The 16,122-nt window shown below is 67.9% G+C and carries 12 protein-coding genes; 7 read left to right on the top strand and 5 right to left on the bottom strand.

Annotated features, from left to right (window positions below; all coding sequences use genetic code 11):
* Window positions 1–187 precede the first annotated feature (187 nt).
* From ACM2ZB_RS19905 to ACM2ZB_RS19890, 4 genes are all read left to right on the top strand, one after another.
* Window positions 188–682, top strand: a complete 495-nt coding sequence (locus ACM2ZB_RS19905; protein WP_416056709.1) for a sigma-70 family RNA polymerase sigma factor — start codon at window positions 188–190, stop codon at window positions 680–682.
* Between the two features lie 32 nt (window positions 683–714).
* A complete protein-coding gene (locus ACM2ZB_RS19900; RefSeq protein ID WP_416056708.1) occupies window positions 715–1,686 on the top strand; it encodes a FecR domain-containing protein in 972 nt (323 codons plus the stop codon).
* A gap of 65 nt (window positions 1,687–1,751) precedes the next feature.
* Entirely contained in the window at window positions 1,752–4,520 is a 2,769-nt protein-coding gene (locus ACM2ZB_RS19895) for a secretin and TonB N-terminal domain-containing protein (RefSeq protein ID WP_416056707.1), read from the top strand.
* 13 nt (window positions 4,521–4,533) lie between these two features.
* The gene (locus ACM2ZB_RS19890) at window positions 4,534–5,685 is read left to right on the top strand and encodes a cytochrome-c peroxidase (RefSeq protein ID WP_416056706.1); all 1,152 of its coding nucleotides are present in this window, start codon (window positions 4,534–4,536) and stop codon (window positions 5,683–5,685) included.
* Window positions 5,686–5,697: 12 nt separating this feature from the next.
* On the opposite strand, the gene ACM2ZB_RS19885 is transcribed toward ACM2ZB_RS19890, so the two are convergent.
* A complete protein-coding gene (locus tag ACM2ZB_RS19885; protein WP_416056705.1) occupies window positions 5,698–6,519 on the bottom strand; it encodes a DUF3014 domain-containing protein in 822 nt (273 codons plus the stop codon).
* 164 nt (window positions 6,520–6,683) lie between these two features.
* On the opposite strand from ACM2ZB_RS19885, the gene ACM2ZB_RS19880 reads away from it, so the two are divergent.
* Complete coding sequence (locus ACM2ZB_RS19880) at window positions 6,684–7,394, top strand: glutathione S-transferase (protein WP_416056704.1); 711 nt, start codon at window positions 6,684–6,686, stop codon at window positions 7,392–7,394.
* A gap of 72 nt (window positions 7,395–7,466) precedes the next feature.
* On the opposite strand, the gene ACM2ZB_RS19875 is transcribed toward ACM2ZB_RS19880, so the two are convergent.
* From ACM2ZB_RS19875 to ACM2ZB_RS19860, 4 genes are all read right to left on the bottom strand, one after another.
* A complete protein-coding gene (locus ACM2ZB_RS19875; RefSeq protein WP_416056703.1) occupies window positions 7,467–9,074 on the bottom strand; it encodes a hypothetical protein in 1,608 nt (535 codons plus the stop codon).
* A 302-nt stretch (window positions 9,075–9,376) separates the two neighbouring features.
* Complete coding sequence (locus tag ACM2ZB_RS19870; protein ID WP_416056702.1) at window positions 9,377–11,095, bottom strand: thiamine pyrophosphate-dependent enzyme; 1,719 nt, start codon at window positions 11,093–11,095, stop codon at window positions 9,377–9,379.
* 110 nt (window positions 11,096–11,205) lie between these two features.
* Window positions 11,206–12,063: an SH3 domain-containing protein gene (locus ACM2ZB_RS19865; protein WP_416056701.1), complete on the bottom strand. Its 858-nt coding sequence runs from the start codon at window positions 12,061–12,063 to the stop codon at window positions 11,206–11,208.
* A gap of 36 nt (window positions 12,064–12,099) precedes the next feature.
* Window positions 12,100–12,576 carry a DUF3574 domain-containing protein gene (locus tag ACM2ZB_RS19860; RefSeq protein ID WP_416056700.1) on the bottom strand — a complete coding sequence of 159 codons (477 nt, stop codon included), beginning with the start codon at window positions 12,574–12,576 and terminating at the stop codon, window positions 12,100–12,102.
* 237 nt (window positions 12,577–12,813) lie between these two features.
* On the opposite strand from ACM2ZB_RS19860, the gene ACM2ZB_RS19855 reads away from it, so the two are divergent.
* Window positions 12,814–15,246 carry a TonB-dependent receptor plug domain-containing protein gene (locus ACM2ZB_RS19855; RefSeq protein ID WP_416056699.1) on the top strand — a complete coding sequence of 811 codons (2,433 nt, stop codon included), beginning with the start codon at window positions 12,814–12,816 and terminating at the stop codon, window positions 15,244–15,246.
* Between the two features lie 97 nt (window positions 15,247–15,343).
* Window positions 15,344–16,102 (top strand): trehalose-phosphatase, encoded by a 759-nt coding sequence (otsB, locus tag ACM2ZB_RS19850; protein WP_416056698.1) that lies wholly within the window; start codon window positions 15,344–15,346, stop codon window positions 16,100–16,102.
* The last annotated feature ends 20 nt before the right edge of the window (window positions 16,103–16,122 follow it).

Genomic DNA, 16,122 nt, shown 5'->3' with positions numbered 1-16,122 from the left:
CACCCGGTTTCAAGGGTGGCTGCGACTGCACCACGGGGTTGGTCAGCCTGCGGCAAGCATGCGCCCAGCGCCGTGGGCAGCGCGTTGATCCTGCGCAGGCCGGGCCTTGGGGCTGGCACCGACCGCTCGCCGATGCCATACTTGCGAATCATTCTCATTTCGATTGATGCGCGACGGCGCTTTCCACATGCACGCACACCACGAGCAACTGGGCACGCTGTACCGCGACCACCACCGGTGGCTGCAGGGCTGGTTGAGCGGCCGCGTGGGCAATCGCGATGTAGCCGCTGACCTGGCCCAGGACACCTTCGCGCGCCTGCTGCAGGGCCGCGATCTGGACGCGCTGCGCGAGCCGCGGGCGTTCCTGACCACCGTCGCGCGCGGGCTGGCCGCCAACTGGTTCCGCCGCCAGGCGCTGGAACGCGCCTATCTGGAATACCTGGCGCAGTTCCCCGAACCGGTGCTGCCCTCGCTGGAGGAACAGGCGCTGGTGCGCGAGGCCCTGCAGCAGATCGACGCGATGCTCGATGGCCTGCCGCCGATGGCGCGCCGGGTGTTCCTGCTCGCGCAGTTCGATGGCCTGCGCTACGAGGCCATCGGCGCGCAGTTGGGCCTTTCGCTGTCCACGGTGAAGCGGCACATGAAGCGTGCCCTGATGGGCTGCCTGGCCCACGCCTGCTGACTGTGGGCGTCGAGGCCGCAGGCGAACGGGCGTTGTCGCCGCGTGTGCTGGAACAGGCCGCCGACTGGCTGATGCGCCTGCACGAGGATGGCAGTGCGGTGCAGCGCGCGCAGTGGCAACGCTGGCACGACGCCGACCCCGACCATGCACGCGCGTGGCAGCGCGCGGAACGCCTGCTGGCGCTGAGCGGGCAGGTGCCGCCTGCGCTGGCGCACGGCGCTCTGCAGCGGCCGGCCTCGCCGGGCCGCCGCGCCGTGCTGCGCAGCGTGGCTGCCCTGCTGGTTGCGCCGCTGGGCGGCTGGCTGGCGTGGCGCCTGTACGACCAGGCCGGGTGGGATACCAGTATGCGTACGGCCGTGGGCGAGCGCCTGCGCCATGTGCTGGACGACGGCAGCGTGCTGCATCTGGATACCGATACCGCCGTGGATATCGCCTTCGACAACCAGCAGCGCCTGCTGCGCCTGCGCCGTGGGCAGGTGCTGGTGAAAACAGCAGAGGATCCACGGCAGCCCGCAAGGCCCTTCGTGCTGGCCAGCCCGGCCGGGCGCATGCGCGCCCTGGGTACGCGCTTCAACGTGCATCATGCGGCGGGCACCACGGCGCTGGCGGTACTGGAAGATGCCGTGCAGGTGGCGCTGGCCGCCACTGGCCAGCAGCGCATCATCACCGCCGGCGCGCAGGTCCGTTTCAGCGCCGACGCCTTCGAGCCCACCCAGGCAATCACGCCGGCCATCGATGCCTGGCGCAACGGCATGCTGGTGGTCGATGCGCAGCCGCTGCGCCGCGCGCTGGAGCAGCTCGGCCGCTATCAGCCGGGCTGGCTGGGCTGTGACGATGCGATCGCCTCGCAGCCGGTGTCCGGCGCATTTCCCGTGGATGACCCGGCGCGCAGCGTGGCCATGCTGGCCGGCATCCACGGCCTGCAGGTGCAGCGCGGGCCGGCCGGACTGTGGACGCGCCTGCGCGCGCCCATCACGTTGACCGGCCGGAGTGAGCGGCGATGACACTTTTTCCGCGCCTGGGTGGCAGAGGGAGTGAATCCCTCCTTCGCGTGCCTTACATGCCCTCCATGACCCGAACCTTCCGGCTGAGCCTGCTGGCCGCTGCCCTGGCCACCACGCCGGCCTTTGCCCAGGACGCGCCGCTGCAGGCCGTCGCCCCCACCGAACAGGCCGCAAGCCCGCTCGGCCTGGCGCTGAGCACCTTCGCCGCGCAGCGTGGCATCGCCCTGTCCTTCGACCCGGCGCTGGCTGCCGGCCGCACCGCGCCGGCGCTCTCGGGCACTTTCAGTACCGAACAGGGCTTTGCACGCCTGCTGGCCGGCACCGGCCTGCGCCTGCAGCCACGCGCGGACGGCAGCTACACGCTGCAGGCAGTGGGCGACGGTGCGCCGGCGAGCGGCCCGCGCAGGACCTCGCCGCTGCGGGTGGGCGGCGAAACCCAGGCCTTCCACTACGCCGAAGGCCTGCGGCTGGACGAGGACTACATGCGCGCCCAGGCCACCGGCAACGGTGACATCGGCCGCCTGCTGCGGATCAATCCCGCCGTCCAGTTCGACAACGCCCAGCAGAGCAGCTTCACCCCCGGCGACATCTCGCCGGCCAATGTCAGCATCAACGGCGCGCCGTTCTACCAGAACGCCTTCGTGGTCGATGGCATGAACTTCAACAACGACATCGACCCCGGCGGCGATCCGTCGCCCTACCGCCTCGCCACCGCCCCGGGCAACAGCCAGGCCTTCGCCCTGGATACGGACCTGCTGGCCGACCTGACCGTGCTGGACAGCAACGTCCCTGCGGCCTACGGCGGCTTCAGCGGTGGCGTGATCGAGGCCAACGTCCGCAAACCGAAGGATCACTTCTCCGGCAGCGTGTCCTACCAGACCACGCGTTCGTCCTGGACCCGCTACCTGCTGGACGAGAGCATGCGCGAGGACTACGCCAACGCGTCGTCCTGGGGCGATGGCCAGCCCGAGTTCACCAAGGAAACCTGGCGCGCCACGCTGGAAGGCAAGGTGACCGACACGCTGGGCGTGCTGGCCAACTTCACCCGCAAGCGATCCACGATTCCGACGTACTTCTATTCGGCGCACCTGGTCGACAGCTACGGTGAGCAGCGGGAAGTCCAGCGCCAACGCTCCGACCAGGCGATGGTGAAGGCCGTCTGGGAGGCCAGTGACCGGCTGACGGTCGATGCGTCGTCCACCCATGCGCCCTCGGAAAACCAGCTGTTCCGTTCCAACATCCGTGGCGCGGGCGTGCGCATCGACAGCGGCGGCACGATGGTCAACCTGGGCGCCACCTGGCTGGCGGACTGGGGCACGATCACCCAGCGCTTGAGCTGGAGCCGCAGCGAACAGTCGCGCGATGCGCAGAGCGATGACTACTTCACCTGGCAGCGCTCGGCCACCAAGGACTGGGGCACGAACGCCTCCACCCTGGAAGGCGAGTTCGGTGACATCGAGCAGCTGCAGCGTCGCCTCACCTACAGCGCCCAGGTGCAGAGCAGCCCGTTCGACTTCGGCGGTGGCGTGCATCAGCTGACCGGCGGCGTGGAGCTGACCCGGGAAAGGTTCGACTACCGCCGCCTGACCGAGAACAGCACCTACACCACCCCGGCGCGCACCACGACCTGCACCCTGAATTCCGGTGAGGTCGATACCGCGTGTGACATGGGCCGGACCACGCTGGGGGGCTGGCCCGGCCAGTACTTCACCCGCCGCACCCGCTATGCCACCGGCCATATCGGCTTCAATGTGGAAAGCTTCGCCGCGCACATCGATGATGACATGCGCTACGGCAACGTCTCGATCCGCCCGGGCCTGCGCATCGAGCGCGACAGCTACATCGGCCAGACCACCGTGGCACCGCGCTTCGCACTCAGCTGGGAACCGCGCGACGGCACCCTGCTGACCTTCGGTGCCAACCGCTACTACGGCCGCAACATGGCCACCTGGAAACTGCGCGACGGGGTCAACCAGCTGCGCTACAACAGCGAGCGCCGCACCAGCCTCAACGGGGCCTGGACCACCGGCACCCAGGCCGGCAATGACACCTATTTCAACATCGACAAGGTGGGCTATGCCGATGAACTGATGCTGGCGTGGCGGCAGGACTGGGCGGGCTGGCGTTTCAACCTGAAGGCCGTCAACCGCCGGCTGCGCGACCAGGTCATCAACGTGAGCGGGCGCATCACCGGCATCACCCCGGACGACCCCACCCTGGCCAGCGGCTACAGCACCTGGTCGAGCACGGGCAACGGCCTGAGCAACATCTACTCGCTGACGGCGCAGCCGCTGCACGGCTGGTCGGCCGGGGCCACGCATACCCAGGCGCTGTTCGCGCTGGACTGGACCGATGTGCGCAAGGCGGTGCCGTTCTACGACGACAGCGCCGACCAGTTCTACCTGAACCCGTGGATCCGCTACGACGGCCGCTACATGCGCTACCAGCAGAAGCCTGCCGACAACTACACCCGCCCGTGGACGGCGCGCATGAACACCATCACCCGCATCACGCCGCTGGACCTGAGCGTGACCAACATGCTGGTGTACTCGGCTGGCTACCGCAGGATCGCCAGGACATTGCTGACCGAGATGTACCAGGGCGAGCGCATCGAGGTGTGGGAGGAGCGGCAGTTCTCTCCGTCTCTGACCTGGAACGTGCGCCTGGGCTGGGAACGTGAGCTGTCCGCACAGGCCGGCACGGTGTACGCGAACGTGGACATCAACAACGTGCTGAACCGCCGCAACGTCTACGGCGCCTCCCCGGCGGTCGGCAACGTGCCGCTGTATGACATCGGCCGGCAATTCTGGCTGGAAGTGGGCTACCGCTACTGACCGCATCGTGCCGATGACCACTGCAGCGGCGCCCCGCGTACGCGCCCGCCTGCCCCTGCGCCTGGTCCTGTCCGTCGCCGCCCTGTTGCTGGGCGGTGCGGGCGGGCCCGCGCCCGCGCGGGACACGCCCTGCCCCGACGTGCTGCCCGCACGCCCGGACAGCGCCTGCCTGCGCGCGCTCTACAGCAGCCCCAGCACGCGCTGGCCCGCGCCGGAGGTCGAACCCGGCGTGGCCTGGCAGGAACTCGCGCCGCTGCCGGCACCGGTCGATCCGGCAGGCAATCCATCAACCCCGGCCAAGGTCGCGCTGGGGCGTCGATTGTTCTTCGATCCGATCCTGTCGAAATCGCGGCAGCTGGCCTGCGCCAGTTGCCACGACCCGGACCTGGGCTGGGCCGATGGCCGCCGTGTGTCATTCGGCCACGACCGCCAGCCCGGCCGCCGCAACGCGCCCAGCGTGGCCGCCAGCGCCCATGTGGCACCACTGTTCTGGGATGGGCGCGCCGCCACGCTGGAAGACCAGGCCCTGCATCCCATCGCCGATCCCATCGAAATGGGTTTCACCACGCAGGGCGCGGTGCGCCGCCTGCGCCGCGATGCGTCCTACCGCCGCGAGTTCAACCAGGTCTTCGCGCAACCGCGCATCGATGCCGCCCAGCTCGGCCAGGCCATCGCCGCCTTCGAGCGCAGCCTGTCGCCACGCAACAGCCGCTTCGACCGGTTCCTGCGTGGCAATGCACGTGCACTGGGGGATGCCCAGCTGCGCGGCCTGCACCTGTTCCGCACGCAGGCCGGCTGCATGAACTGCCACAGTGGGCCGGCGCTGACCGACAACAGCTTCCACAACCTGGGGCTGCACTTCCATGGCCGTGCGCGGCAGGATCTGGGCCGCTACGAAGTGACCGGCGATGCCGCCGACAGTGGCCGCTTCCGCACCCCATCGTTGCGCGGGGTGGCCGACACCGCGCCCTACATGCACAACGGCCTGATTCCGCGCTTGTCGGGCGTACTGGCGTTCTACAACGTGGGCGGTGCGCGACCGCGTGCACCGGCGGCACTGCCCGCCGATGCCCCGCCCTTCCCGGCGCCCGATCCATTGCTGCGCCCACGCGGGCTCAGCCGCCAGGACCTGCAGGACATCGAAGCGTTCCTGCAGACCCTGTAGCGCGGCGGGCCATCAGCCGCGCGTGATGGCCGTGCGGATCGCGCGCAGCTGCTGCTTCACCGCGCGCTCCTGCGTGGCATCCAGGCGCAGCAGCGCCTTCTGGCCGACCGACCGCGACTGCAGGTCAGGATCGGCGAAGCGATAACGGCCGCGTTCATCGCGCACCACCGCGACGGGGCGCGTTGGTTCCGGGGTCTGCAGCAAATGGTCGATCACCGCCACCAGGCGATCGTTGAAGTAGCCCTGCGGTCGGCCCAGGTCTACATAGGCCTGCTGGATCAGCGGATAGAAGCGCTTGTACGTGGCGGCCGCTGTCGCCGGATCGACCGCGGTGAAGGCCTGTACATAGGGCGCATAGCGGGCGGCGTTGCCTGCGGCAATCTGCTCGCCGACCTCTGCTGCCTCTACCTGCAGGCTGCCGGGCAGCGGCCGCGTCGCCAGTGCCGACGGTGGCACGCTGGCCTTGTCCAGGTTGTCCACGTGGGTGACCAGGCGTTGGACCAGGTGGTCACGCAGCAGCAGGGCCAATCCGCTTTCGCCCTGGAACAGCCCGCTCAACGCGGTCCAAGCGGCGGTGTCGCTGTCTTCCATCTTCGGCAAGGCGGGATCGGCAGCAACGTCGGTGCCCAGCGGATGCTGGATGGCGGGTTTCGACGGCGCGGCTTCAGCCGTGGGCGCTGCAGGTGGCATGGCTGTCGAAGGCGCTGTTGCCTGGGTGGGCACCTCCACGCGATCGGCCAGATCCTGCCACTGGTCGCGGAACAACCACGCGCCCGCGCCCCCCACCACCACAACGCCCAATACCCAGGGCCACACTGCCTTTCCACGCTGCATGACGCAGTACCTCGCTTTTCACTTGCATGACGTGAGTATGACCCCCTTCACCCGCCTCGGTTCCCCACCCGTTCGGCCTGTGTTGTGCTTGGTGTGGACGCCACACTCACGCCTGCTTTGCGTACAGCGCGCGAGGCTGCACGCAGTCCATGCAGGAGATTCCCATGCAGTACGCGCTGTATTACTGGACCGGCATCCAGGGCCGTGGCGAGTTCGTGCGGCTCGCACTGGAAGATGCCGGCGCCGAGTACGTGGACATGGCGCGCGTGCACGGTGACGAAGTGATGGAGGCCTTCCTGCAGGGAGACGCCGAGGGCGCCCAACCCTTTGCCCCACCCTTTCTGAAGGCCGGCCGGCAGGTGATTGCCCAGGTCGGTACGATCCTGGATTTCCTCGGGCCCACGCTGGATCTGGTGCCGCAGGCCGCCGCCCGTCGCGTGCAGGCGCTGCAGTTGCAGCTGACCATCGCTGATCTGGTGGCCGAGGTGCACGACGCCCACCATCCCATTGCCGCGTCGAAGTATTACGAAGACCAGAAAGCCGAAGCCAAGGCGCGCGCCGCGTCGCTACGAGGCGAACGCCTGCCGAAGTTCCTCGGCTATTTCGAACAGATAATCGAGGCCAATGGCGGCCGGCACCCGCTGCGCGAGCATTCCTACGTGGACCTGTCGCTGTTCCAGCTGCTGACCGGGCTGGACTACATGTTCCCCAGACGGATGCAGGCGTTGGCGCCGGATCTACCGCTGCTGCGGGCACTGCAGGAGCGGGTGGCGAAGCGGCCGAACATCGCCGCCTACCTGGCATCGGAACGGCGGCTGGCGTTCAACACCAACGGCATCTTCCGCCATTACCCGGAACTGGATCGCGAGACCTGACGCCGGGCACGGCCCGGCGCTACCGTCACGCACCCTTGAACGGTAGCGCCGGGCCATGCCCGGCGTCCCCCGTCAATGTCCGGCGTCAGCCAACGGCTTCACCGGCTGCTTCTGCAGCGACAGCAGGCCCAGCAGCACGGCCAGTGCCACGTAGGCGCCGGCAAACTGCCAGCTGATGATGCGCGCCAGGCCCTGCAGATCCCACGGCAGGTAGATGCCGCCACGCGGGTCCACCGAGTGGATCAGGCCGAACAGGGTCAGGCCCGCGGCCACCAGCAGGAAACCGCAGGCGCGGCGCAGGCGGCCATCGACCATTGCCGCTACCGTGGCGATCCACAGCATCGAGGTGATGATGAAGCCATTGCCCAAAGCGAAGATCACCGCCAGTTCCGGCAGACCATGGCCATCGACGTGGGTCAGCAGCGCGCCCATCTGCTCGGCGGGAATCCAGCCCGGCGCCTTGATGGCCAGCAGATAGGCCGCCGATGGCAGGAAGCCCAGCACCATCGCACCGGCATGCTGGCGCGGCGTGGCCTGGAAGGCCTGCGTGGTGATGTCGATGGACACGTAGACGATGATCGGCGCCAGCACGGCCAGCGGCAGCCACTGCACCAGACCGGAAATGATGCCCAGCATGCCGCCGATGCCGACGAACAGGCCGGTCAGCAGCGTGTAGCCACTGCGCGCGCCCATGTGCTTGTAGGCCGGCTGACCGATGTACGGCGTGGTCTGGGCAACGCCACCGCAGAGGCCGGCCACCAGCGTGGCCACGGCCTCGACCAGCAGGATGTCGCGGGTGCGGTAGTCATCGCCGGCCGCGCGTGCGCTTTCCGATACGTTGATGCCACCGACCACCATCAGCAGGCCGAAGGGCAGCAGCAGCGGCAGGTAGGTCATCGCCGTCGGCAGGCCCTCGATGAAGCCCAGGGTGGGCAGCGGCAGCACCACCTGCGGCGGCACCCAGGCCGGCACCTGGAAGCCCGGCACGCCGAGTCCTGCCAGGCCGAGGCCGTAATAGAGGACGGTGCCGAACACGAACGCCAGCAGCACGCCCGGGCCACGCACCGGCAGCCTGCCCTTGGCAATCAGCACATACAGCAGCAGGCCCAGCGTGGTGAAGCCGACCAGCGGCGAGCGCAGGGTTTCCAGCAACGGCAGCAGGCCCATCAGCACCAGCGCGATGCCGGCGATGGAGCCCAGCAGCGCCGCACGCGGCAGCGCCCGGGTCACCGCTTCACCGAAGAAGGACAGGATCAGCTTCAGCACGCCCATGATGACCAGCGAGGCCATGCCCAGCTGCCAGGTGGCGATGGCTGCGGCATGCGGGTCCATGCCCTGCTGCTTGAAGGCTAGGAAGGCCGGGCCCAGCACCAGCAGGGCCATGCCGATGCTGGTCGGTGCATCCAGGCCCAGCGGCATGGCGGTGACATCATCGCGCCCGGTACGCGCGGCCAGGCGGCGCGCCATCAGGGTGTAGAGCAGGTTGCCGACCAGCACGCCGAAGGCGGTGCCGGGGAACATGCGGCCGAACACCACGTCGGCCGGGAACTGGAACATGCCGACCAGGGCCATGGCGATGAAGCCGAGGATGGAGAGGTTGTCGACGACCAGGCCGAAGAAGCCATTGAAGTCGCCGGCGACGAACCAGCGGCGTGGTGCGGCGGGAGCGGGAGCGGACATGGAAGGGGCGATGGGGGTGGGGACCGCCGATGGTAGGCCCAGCGGGGCCCGGGCGCCAATTCCGTCATGGAATGATGGGTTCCAGCCAACGGCGGGGCCCCTCGTGGCTGGGTGGTCGTTGCAGCGGGATCCGGGAGCTGCCCGGGTAGTAGATCCACACCATGCGTGGATGAATTTGATTCGTCATCTGACAGATCTCATCCACGCATGGCGTGGATCTACCAGCCACCGGCCAACACCCGTTGCGCGCTCCTATCCACCTCCTATCCACCCATGGCGTGGATCTACTGGTGGGTGCTCCCTTACTTCTTCAGGAAGTTATCCACCAGCAGGTGCTTCACATCATCGAAGCGTCCGTTCAACACCGCCTTGGCCGCATACAACGCCGTGCCCGCCACCTGCTTCGCCTCGATCTGCGGCGGCATCACCAGCTCCGCGCGGCTGGTATGCACATCCAGCAACGCCGGCCCGCGCTGGGCCAGGAAGTCCAGCACCGCTTCCTCCAGCTCCTCGCTGCGCGTGACCGTCCGGCCATGGAAGCCGATCACTTCGGCAAGACGGCCGAAGTCGGGATTCTTCAGGTCGGTGTAGTTGTCCAGCAGGCCTTCCACCTTCTGCTCCAGCTCGACGAAGTTCAGCGAGCCGTTGTTGAACACCACCACCTTGATCGGCAGGTTTTCCTGCACCGCAGTCAGCAGATCGCCCAGCAGCATCGCCAGGCCACCATCGCCGGACAGCGAAATCACCTGGCGGCCAGGGAAGGCCTTCTGCAGGCCCAGGGCCTGCGGCATCGCATTGGCCATCGTGCCGTGCAGCAGGCTGGTCAGGGTGCGGCGGCGCCCGTTCACGCGGATATGGCGCAGCACCCAGACCATCGGTGAGCCCCCATCGGCGGTGAACAGCGCATCATCGCTGGCATGCCTGGACAGCAGCGCGGTCAGGTGCTGCGGGTGGATCAGTTCGCCCTCGCCGGGCTGTTCCTCCTGTTCGCGCTTCTGCAGCGCCTTGTCGCGGCGCGCGATGCACTCATCCAGGAAGGTGCTGTCCTCGCGCGGTGGCAGCATCGGCAGCAGCGCGTCCAAGGTCGGTGCAATATCGCCAACCACGCCCAGGTTCACCGGGTGGCGACGGCCCAGGTGGCTGCCATCGCGGTCCACCTGGATGATGGTGGCCTTGTCCGGATAGAACTGGCCCCAGGCGAAATCAGCGCCGAGCAGCAGCAGCGTGTCGCATTCCATCAGCGTGTGGAAGCCTGATTCGATGCCGAAGATGCCGGTCATGCCCATGTTGTAGGGGTTGTCCGGTTCGACGAAATCCTTGGCGCGCGAGGTGTGCGCCACCGGCGCCTGCAACCGCCGTGCAAGTTCAAGCAGCTGTGCATGCGCGCCCTGGCAGCCTGCACCGGCATAGATGCCGATGCGCTTGCCCTGCCCCAGCAGCTCGGCGATGCGCTGCAGTTCGGCGTCGGCCGGGCGCAGCACCGGCTGGGCGTAATGCACCGAGAACGGCACATCGTGCTTCACCTCGGCCTCGCTGATGTCGGCCGGCAGGATCACCACCGCCACACCCCGGCGGCTGATCGCCGCCTGGCAGGCCAGCGCTACCACGCGTCGCGCCTGTCCGGGGCTGTGCACCTGCTCGCAGAACACGGTGCAGCTGCCATAGACCGCTTTGAAATCCACTTCCTGCGGGAATTCCATGCCCAGTTCACTGGTGACGATCTGGCTGGCGATCAGCACCATCGGCGCGCGGTTGCGGTTGCTTTCAAAGATGCCGTTGATGAAGTGCAGGCCGCCGGGCCCGCACGAACCCGCGCAGGCGGTCAGCTGCCCACTCACCAGCGAATCGGCACCGGCCGCGAAGGCGGCCACCTCTTCATGGCGCACGTGCACCCACTCGATCTCACTGCGATGCATCGCATCGGTCACGTGGTTCAAGGTGTCGCCGACGATGCCGTAACAGCGGCGGACGCCGGCCTGCTCCAGGGTTTCGACGACGATTCCGGCAACGCGCTTGCTCATGGTGCTGCAGCCTGGTTCGGGGGGAAACCCGAGGCTAGACCCGGCCAGGTGATGCTCCCGTGGGCAAGCCGCCGACCGCCTTGTTGAGCAAACTGCAGCGTGGCGTTGTGTCAATCGTTGACGTTGATCCAGCCCTCCACCACGCCCTGCTTCGGGTTGCGGTAGCGCAGCTTCACCCAGCCATCCTGCTCATCCAGCATTTCCACACGATCCCCGTGCACCAGATAGCGCTTGGTGCTTGCGGCACCGGGCCGATCAAACAGGAACAGGCGCGCGGGCAACACCGTGGCCTGCTGGCCACGCAGCGGTTCGCCACTGGCCGGTGCGCTCAATCCATCGCCGATGGCACTTTCCAGCACGCGGCCGGCGGCATCATGGGTACGCCATACCGCAAGCGGCCCTTGCTCGTCGGTCTGCTCCCACTGCAGGGCGGCATCAAGCGCATCGCCCAACCGCAGCACGTCTTCGGAACGGTACAGATACAGCTTCGTACCGGCGAACCGATACTGATCCGTGTACCACATCGGCCCGCTGCGGCAGCTGCTGGTCAGCGTGCGCGTGGCGGCATCCACGGTCAGGCCCATCAGGCTGCCGCAGTTGTCACGCCCGTGGGTTTCGGCCTCCAGCGCGCGGAAACCACCGCTGGCCGGGTCGAACCGGTACACCGCCACGGCTTCATTGACCATCCCCACCGACGCGCGCGCGACCAGTTCCGGGCGCCCATCGAAATCCACGTCTTCGGCTGACAGCCGCGAGTTGCCATCGGCATCGGCGGCACCGGGCAGGGTCAGGCGCCTGCCGGAGGGCGAAAGCAGGACGGCGATGCTGCCATCCTCCGTTGCCTCGGCCTGCACATGAACGCCGGGAGCGGCCTCGAACCGCAGCGGCGCAGCGCTGTCAGCCGCCTGCGCCAGCGGTGCCAGCAGGCCCGCCAGCAGCAGGCCCATCACGGTGTCCCCGTGTCTCATCGTCGTTCCCTGCGGTGCCACCGCGGCGCCTCCATGTCAGAACGATACGTCAACCGCCTGCCGCGACCACAGTACCGACTGGTGCTGGGTCTGCTGCTTCCACGCCAGGCGGATCGCCTCGATGTCGGCGCGGCGCTGCGGGCTGTCCTCGTGCAGCACCACCAGCACCTTGGTGCGCAGGCGGTTGGGCGAGGCATCGCCGCGGAACAGCCACTGGCCGTAGGCATCGAACACGGTCAGGCCGTCGGGGAAGCGCGGGGTCACTTCCTTGTCCAGGAACGCGCGCCACTGGGCTTCGCTGATGGTGTCGGCCTGGGGGCGGCTGCCCGAGCCCTGCTCCTCGCCCACGCCGAAATACAGCTCACTGCGCACCCAGCCGTGGCCGCTGGACGGACGCGCCGCGTCGCCCTGCAGTTCGGCGGTGGTGGCATAGGCGCTGGGCGCCTTGGACGACAGGCTGGCGCAGCCGCTGGTGGCCAGCAGCGCGGCGAAGATCAGGCCAAGGTGTTTCATGGGGAACAGCACTCCGGGGAAGGGAAAAAAGCAAGGCGCGGGGGCACGGAGGGTACACCCGCGTTTCGGTTGCGGTTGCAACCAATCACTGATGCCGCAGGGGCATCAGCTGATGCGATCGGAAGCGGGGCTTGCGTCACACCCCCTCCTCACGCCAAGATAATATATCGCTTCATCCGGATGGATGTAAGTGAAACTATCTCCCCCCTTCCCCACGTCGTTGTTGCTGGAGTCCGCATGTCCCCCCGCCTGCCCGCGTCGCCGCTCGGCCTCGCCATCGCGCTCGCCCTGTCCCCCGCCCTGGCCTCTGCCCAGGATGCGGCCACCAACCTGGACACGGTGATCGTCACCGGCACCCGCGCCGCCGACCGCACCGTGCTCGAATCCACCGCACCGGTGGATGTGCTCACCGCCGAGGACATCCGCAAGGCCGGCGTGGTCAACGGCGAACTGGGCAGCGCGCTGCAGGCGCTGCTGCCGTCGTTCAACTTCCCGCGCCAGTCCAACTCCGGCGGCGCCGACCACGTGCGCGCCGCGCAGCTGCGTGGCCTGTCGCCGGACCAGGTGCTGGTGCTGGTGAACGGCAAGCGCCGCCACCACACCGCGCTGGTCAACACCGACAGCAAGATCGGCAAGGGCACCACCCCGGTCGACTTCAACTCGATCCCGGTCAGCGCCATCAAACGCATCGAAGTGCTGCGCGATGGCGCCGGCGCGCTGTACGGCTCGGACGCGGTGGCCGGCGTGATCAACGTGATCCTGGACAATGGCGGCGACGGCGGCGAGATCGAAGCCAGCTACGGTGCCAACCACACCGACCTCAAGCCGATCGGCCGCACCCTCACCGATGGCCAGGCCGGCAACATCAGCGCCAAGGTCGGTACCTCGCTGGGCGAGGATGGTGGCTTCCTGCGCGTGGGCCTGGAATACAAGAAGCGCAACGGCACCAACCGCGCCGGCTACGACCTGATTCCGCCGTGGGACCAGACCGAGGCCAACCTGGCGCTGCAGGGCAAGCGCAACTACGTGCTGGGCGATGGCGCCAGCAAGGACATCAACCTGTGGCTGAACACCGAGATTCCGGTGGGCAAGACCGCCACGTTCTATGCGTTCGGCACCTTCAACCAGCGTGACACCGAGGGCGCGAACTACTTCCGCTACCCCGACAGCGATGCCAACTGGAAGGAGGTCTACCCGAACGGTTACCGGCCGATTTCCGAAGGCGAGAACCGCGACGTGCAGGCCGTGGCCGGCGTGCGCGGCCAGTGGGGCGAGTGGAGCTACGACGGCAGCGTGGATTACGGCCAGAACGATTTCACCTACCGCCTGCGCGATTCGATCAACGCTTCGCTGGGCCCGACCAGCCCGACCCGCTTCAAGACCGCCGATTACCAGTACGCACAGACCGTGGGCAACCTCGACCTGAGCCGCGTGTTCTCGCAGAGCGACAGCATCACCCATACCCTGGGCCTGGGCGCGGAAGTGCGCCACGAGCGCTACCAGACCCGTCCGGGTGACCCGTCCAGCTATGCGGCGGGCCCGTTCACCGATCGCCCGACCGGCTCGCAGGCCGGTGGCGGCCTGACCCCGCAGGATGCCGCCTCGCTGGCGCGTGACGTGGCCAGTGCCTATGCCAGCCTGTCCAGCCAGTTCGGCGAGCGCTTCTCCACCGACCTGGCTGCGCGCTACGAGCACAGCGACGATTTCGGCGGCGAACTGACCGGCAAGCTGGGCCTGCGCTACGAGTTCACCCCGGCCTTCGCCCTGCGCGGTGCCATCTCCAACAACTTCCGCGCGCCGTCACTGGCGCAGATCGGCTACGAATCCACCTCCACCGGCTACAACGCCGCTGGCCAGCTGGTGCAGGGCCGCCTGCTGTCGGTCAACAACCCGATCGCTCGCGGCCTGGGTGCGCAGGACCTGAAGCCTGAGAAGTCGCTCAATACTTCGCTGGGCTTCACCAGCCGCATCGGTGAGCATTTCGACCTGTCGCTGGACTTCTTCCAGATCGATATCGACGACCGCATCGCGCTGTCGGAAAGCATCACCGGCGATGCACTGACCGACTTCGTGGCCGCCAACTACGGTGTCACCGGGCTGCAGAGCGCCAGCTTCTTCGTCAACGCCGCCGATACCCGCACCCGCGGTGCCGAACTGGTGACCAACTGGCGCCAGGCGCTGGGCGATGGGCAGCTGCTGCTGACCGGCACCTACGCTTACACCAAGACCACGCTGAAGAACGTGCTGGCCACCCCGGCCCAGCTGCAGGCGCTGGACGCGGACTACGTGCTGTTCGGCATTGAAGAGACCAATACGCTCACCGATGCCACCCCGCGCAGCCGCGCCGGTTTCTCGGCCGCCTGGAGCAACGACCACTGGTCCCTGAGCAGCCGCGTGAACCGCTACGGCAGTGTCACCCGCGTGTTCAACTTCGGTGATGGCTACATCCCGCGCCAGACATACCAGGCCGAGTGGCAGCTGGATGCGGAAGTGGAATACCGCTTCAGCAAGCAGTGGAGCGTGGCCATCGGCGGGCAGAACCTGACCGACAACTATCCGGACAAGTCCAACGACGATATCTACTACTACGGCAACCTGCCGTACGATGTGCTGTCGCCGATCGGCAGCAATGGCGCGTACTACTACGGTCGCGTGCGCTACACGTTCTAACCCTGCAGACCGGTAGTGCCGGCCGTCGGCCGGCACTACCCCATTCGTAGCCATTCCTCGACCTGCCCTACACGCCGCCGCTGGCAAGCTGGTCGGCATGGCTGAACCGCTCCCCCTGCGTCCGCCACCGCCATTGCTGGACGACGCCTGTGCGTTGTTCCTCGATGTCGATGGCACCCTGATCGAATTCGCCGCACGCCCGGATGCCGTGCAGCTGCTGCCGGATGTGCGTGAAGCCATCGGCCGCATCAGCGACCGCCTGGAAGGCGCCGTGGCCCTTGTCAGTGGCCGCCCACTGGAACAGCTGGACCAGCTTTTCGCCCCCCTGCAACTGCCGGCAGCCGGCCTGCATGGCCACGAGCTGCGTGGCCAGGACGGACGCGTGCTGCGCGACGAGCAGGACGATGACACCGCCGACTGGCTGCATGCCCTGCACCAGCAGGCGATGCACTTCGCCCATGGCTACCCCGGCGTGCTGGTGGAGGAGAAAGGCGTCGGCCTGGCCCTGCACTGGCGTGGCGCACCACACGCGGGCAATGAAGTGCGCGCCTTTGCCGAGCGCCATGTACGCGGCCGTGCCAGCTATCGCCTGCAGCCCGGCGACCACGTGGTCGAATTCGTGCCCGTGGGCACCGACAAGGGCCGTGCCCTGCGCCGGCTGATGCAGTATCTGCCCTTCCGCGGGCGCCTGCCGGTGTTCCTGGGCGATGACCTCACCGATGAATTCGGCTTCGAGGCGGCCAACGGCCAACACGGCTGGAGCGTGCTGATCGGCGAACGCGAACCCAGCGCAGCGGTGTTCGCGCTGCCCGACATACGCAGCGTGCACGCATGGCTGCGTGAGAATGCCTATTGACTTGGCCACCCCACGGCCGC

Source organism: Stenotrophomonas maltophilia (assembly GCF_047782825.1).
Lineage (GTDB): Bacteria > Pseudomonadota > Gammaproteobacteria > Xanthomonadales > Xanthomonadaceae > Stenotrophomonas.
Note: the sequence above shows the minus strand (reverse complement) of the source record. Positions and strands in the feature narration are given on the sequence as shown.

Bases quoted from the DNA above. Each gene is read 5' to 3' on its own strand.
- ACM2ZB_RS19905 (WP_416056709.1), top strand. From the start codon at position 188: ATGCACGCACACCACGAGCAACTGGGCACGCTGTACCGCGACCACCAC.
- ACM2ZB_RS19895 (WP_416056707.1), top strand. From the start codon at position 1,752: ATGACCCGAACCTTCCGGCTGAGCCTGCTGGCCGCTGCCCTGGCCACC.
- ACM2ZB_RS19890 (WP_416056706.1), top strand. From the start codon at position 4,534: ATGACCACTGCAGCGGCGCCCCGCGTACGCGCCCGCCTGCCCCTGCGC.
- ACM2ZB_RS19885 (WP_416056705.1), bottom strand. From the start codon at position 6,519: ATGCAGCGTGGAAAGGCAGTGTGGCCCTGGGTATTGGGCGTTGTGGTG.
- ACM2ZB_RS19880 (WP_416056704.1), top strand. From the start codon at position 6,684: ATGCAGTACGCGCTGTATTACTGGACCGGCATCCAGGGCCGTGGCGAG.
- ACM2ZB_RS19875 (WP_416056703.1), bottom strand. From the start codon at position 9,074: ATGTCCGCTCCCGCTCCCGCCGCACCACGCCGCTGGTTCGTCGCCGGC.
- ACM2ZB_RS19870 (WP_416056702.1), bottom strand. From the start codon at position 11,095: ATGAGCAAGCGCGTTGCCGGAATCGTCGTCGAAACCCTGGAGCAGGCC.
- ACM2ZB_RS19865 (WP_416056701.1), bottom strand. From the start codon at position 12,063: ATGAGACACGGGGACACCGTGATGGGCCTGCTGCTGGCGGGCCTGCTG.
- ACM2ZB_RS19860 (WP_416056700.1), bottom strand. From the start codon at position 12,576: ATGAAACACCTTGGCCTGATCTTCGCCGCGCTGCTGGCCACCAGCGGC.
- ACM2ZB_RS19855 (WP_416056699.1), top strand. From the start codon at position 12,814: ATGTCCCCCCGCCTGCCCGCGTCGCCGCTCGGCCTCGCCATCGCGCTC.
- otsB (WP_416056698.1), top strand. From the start codon at position 15,344: ATGGCTGAACCGCTCCCCCTGCGTCCGCCACCGCCATTGCTGGACGAC.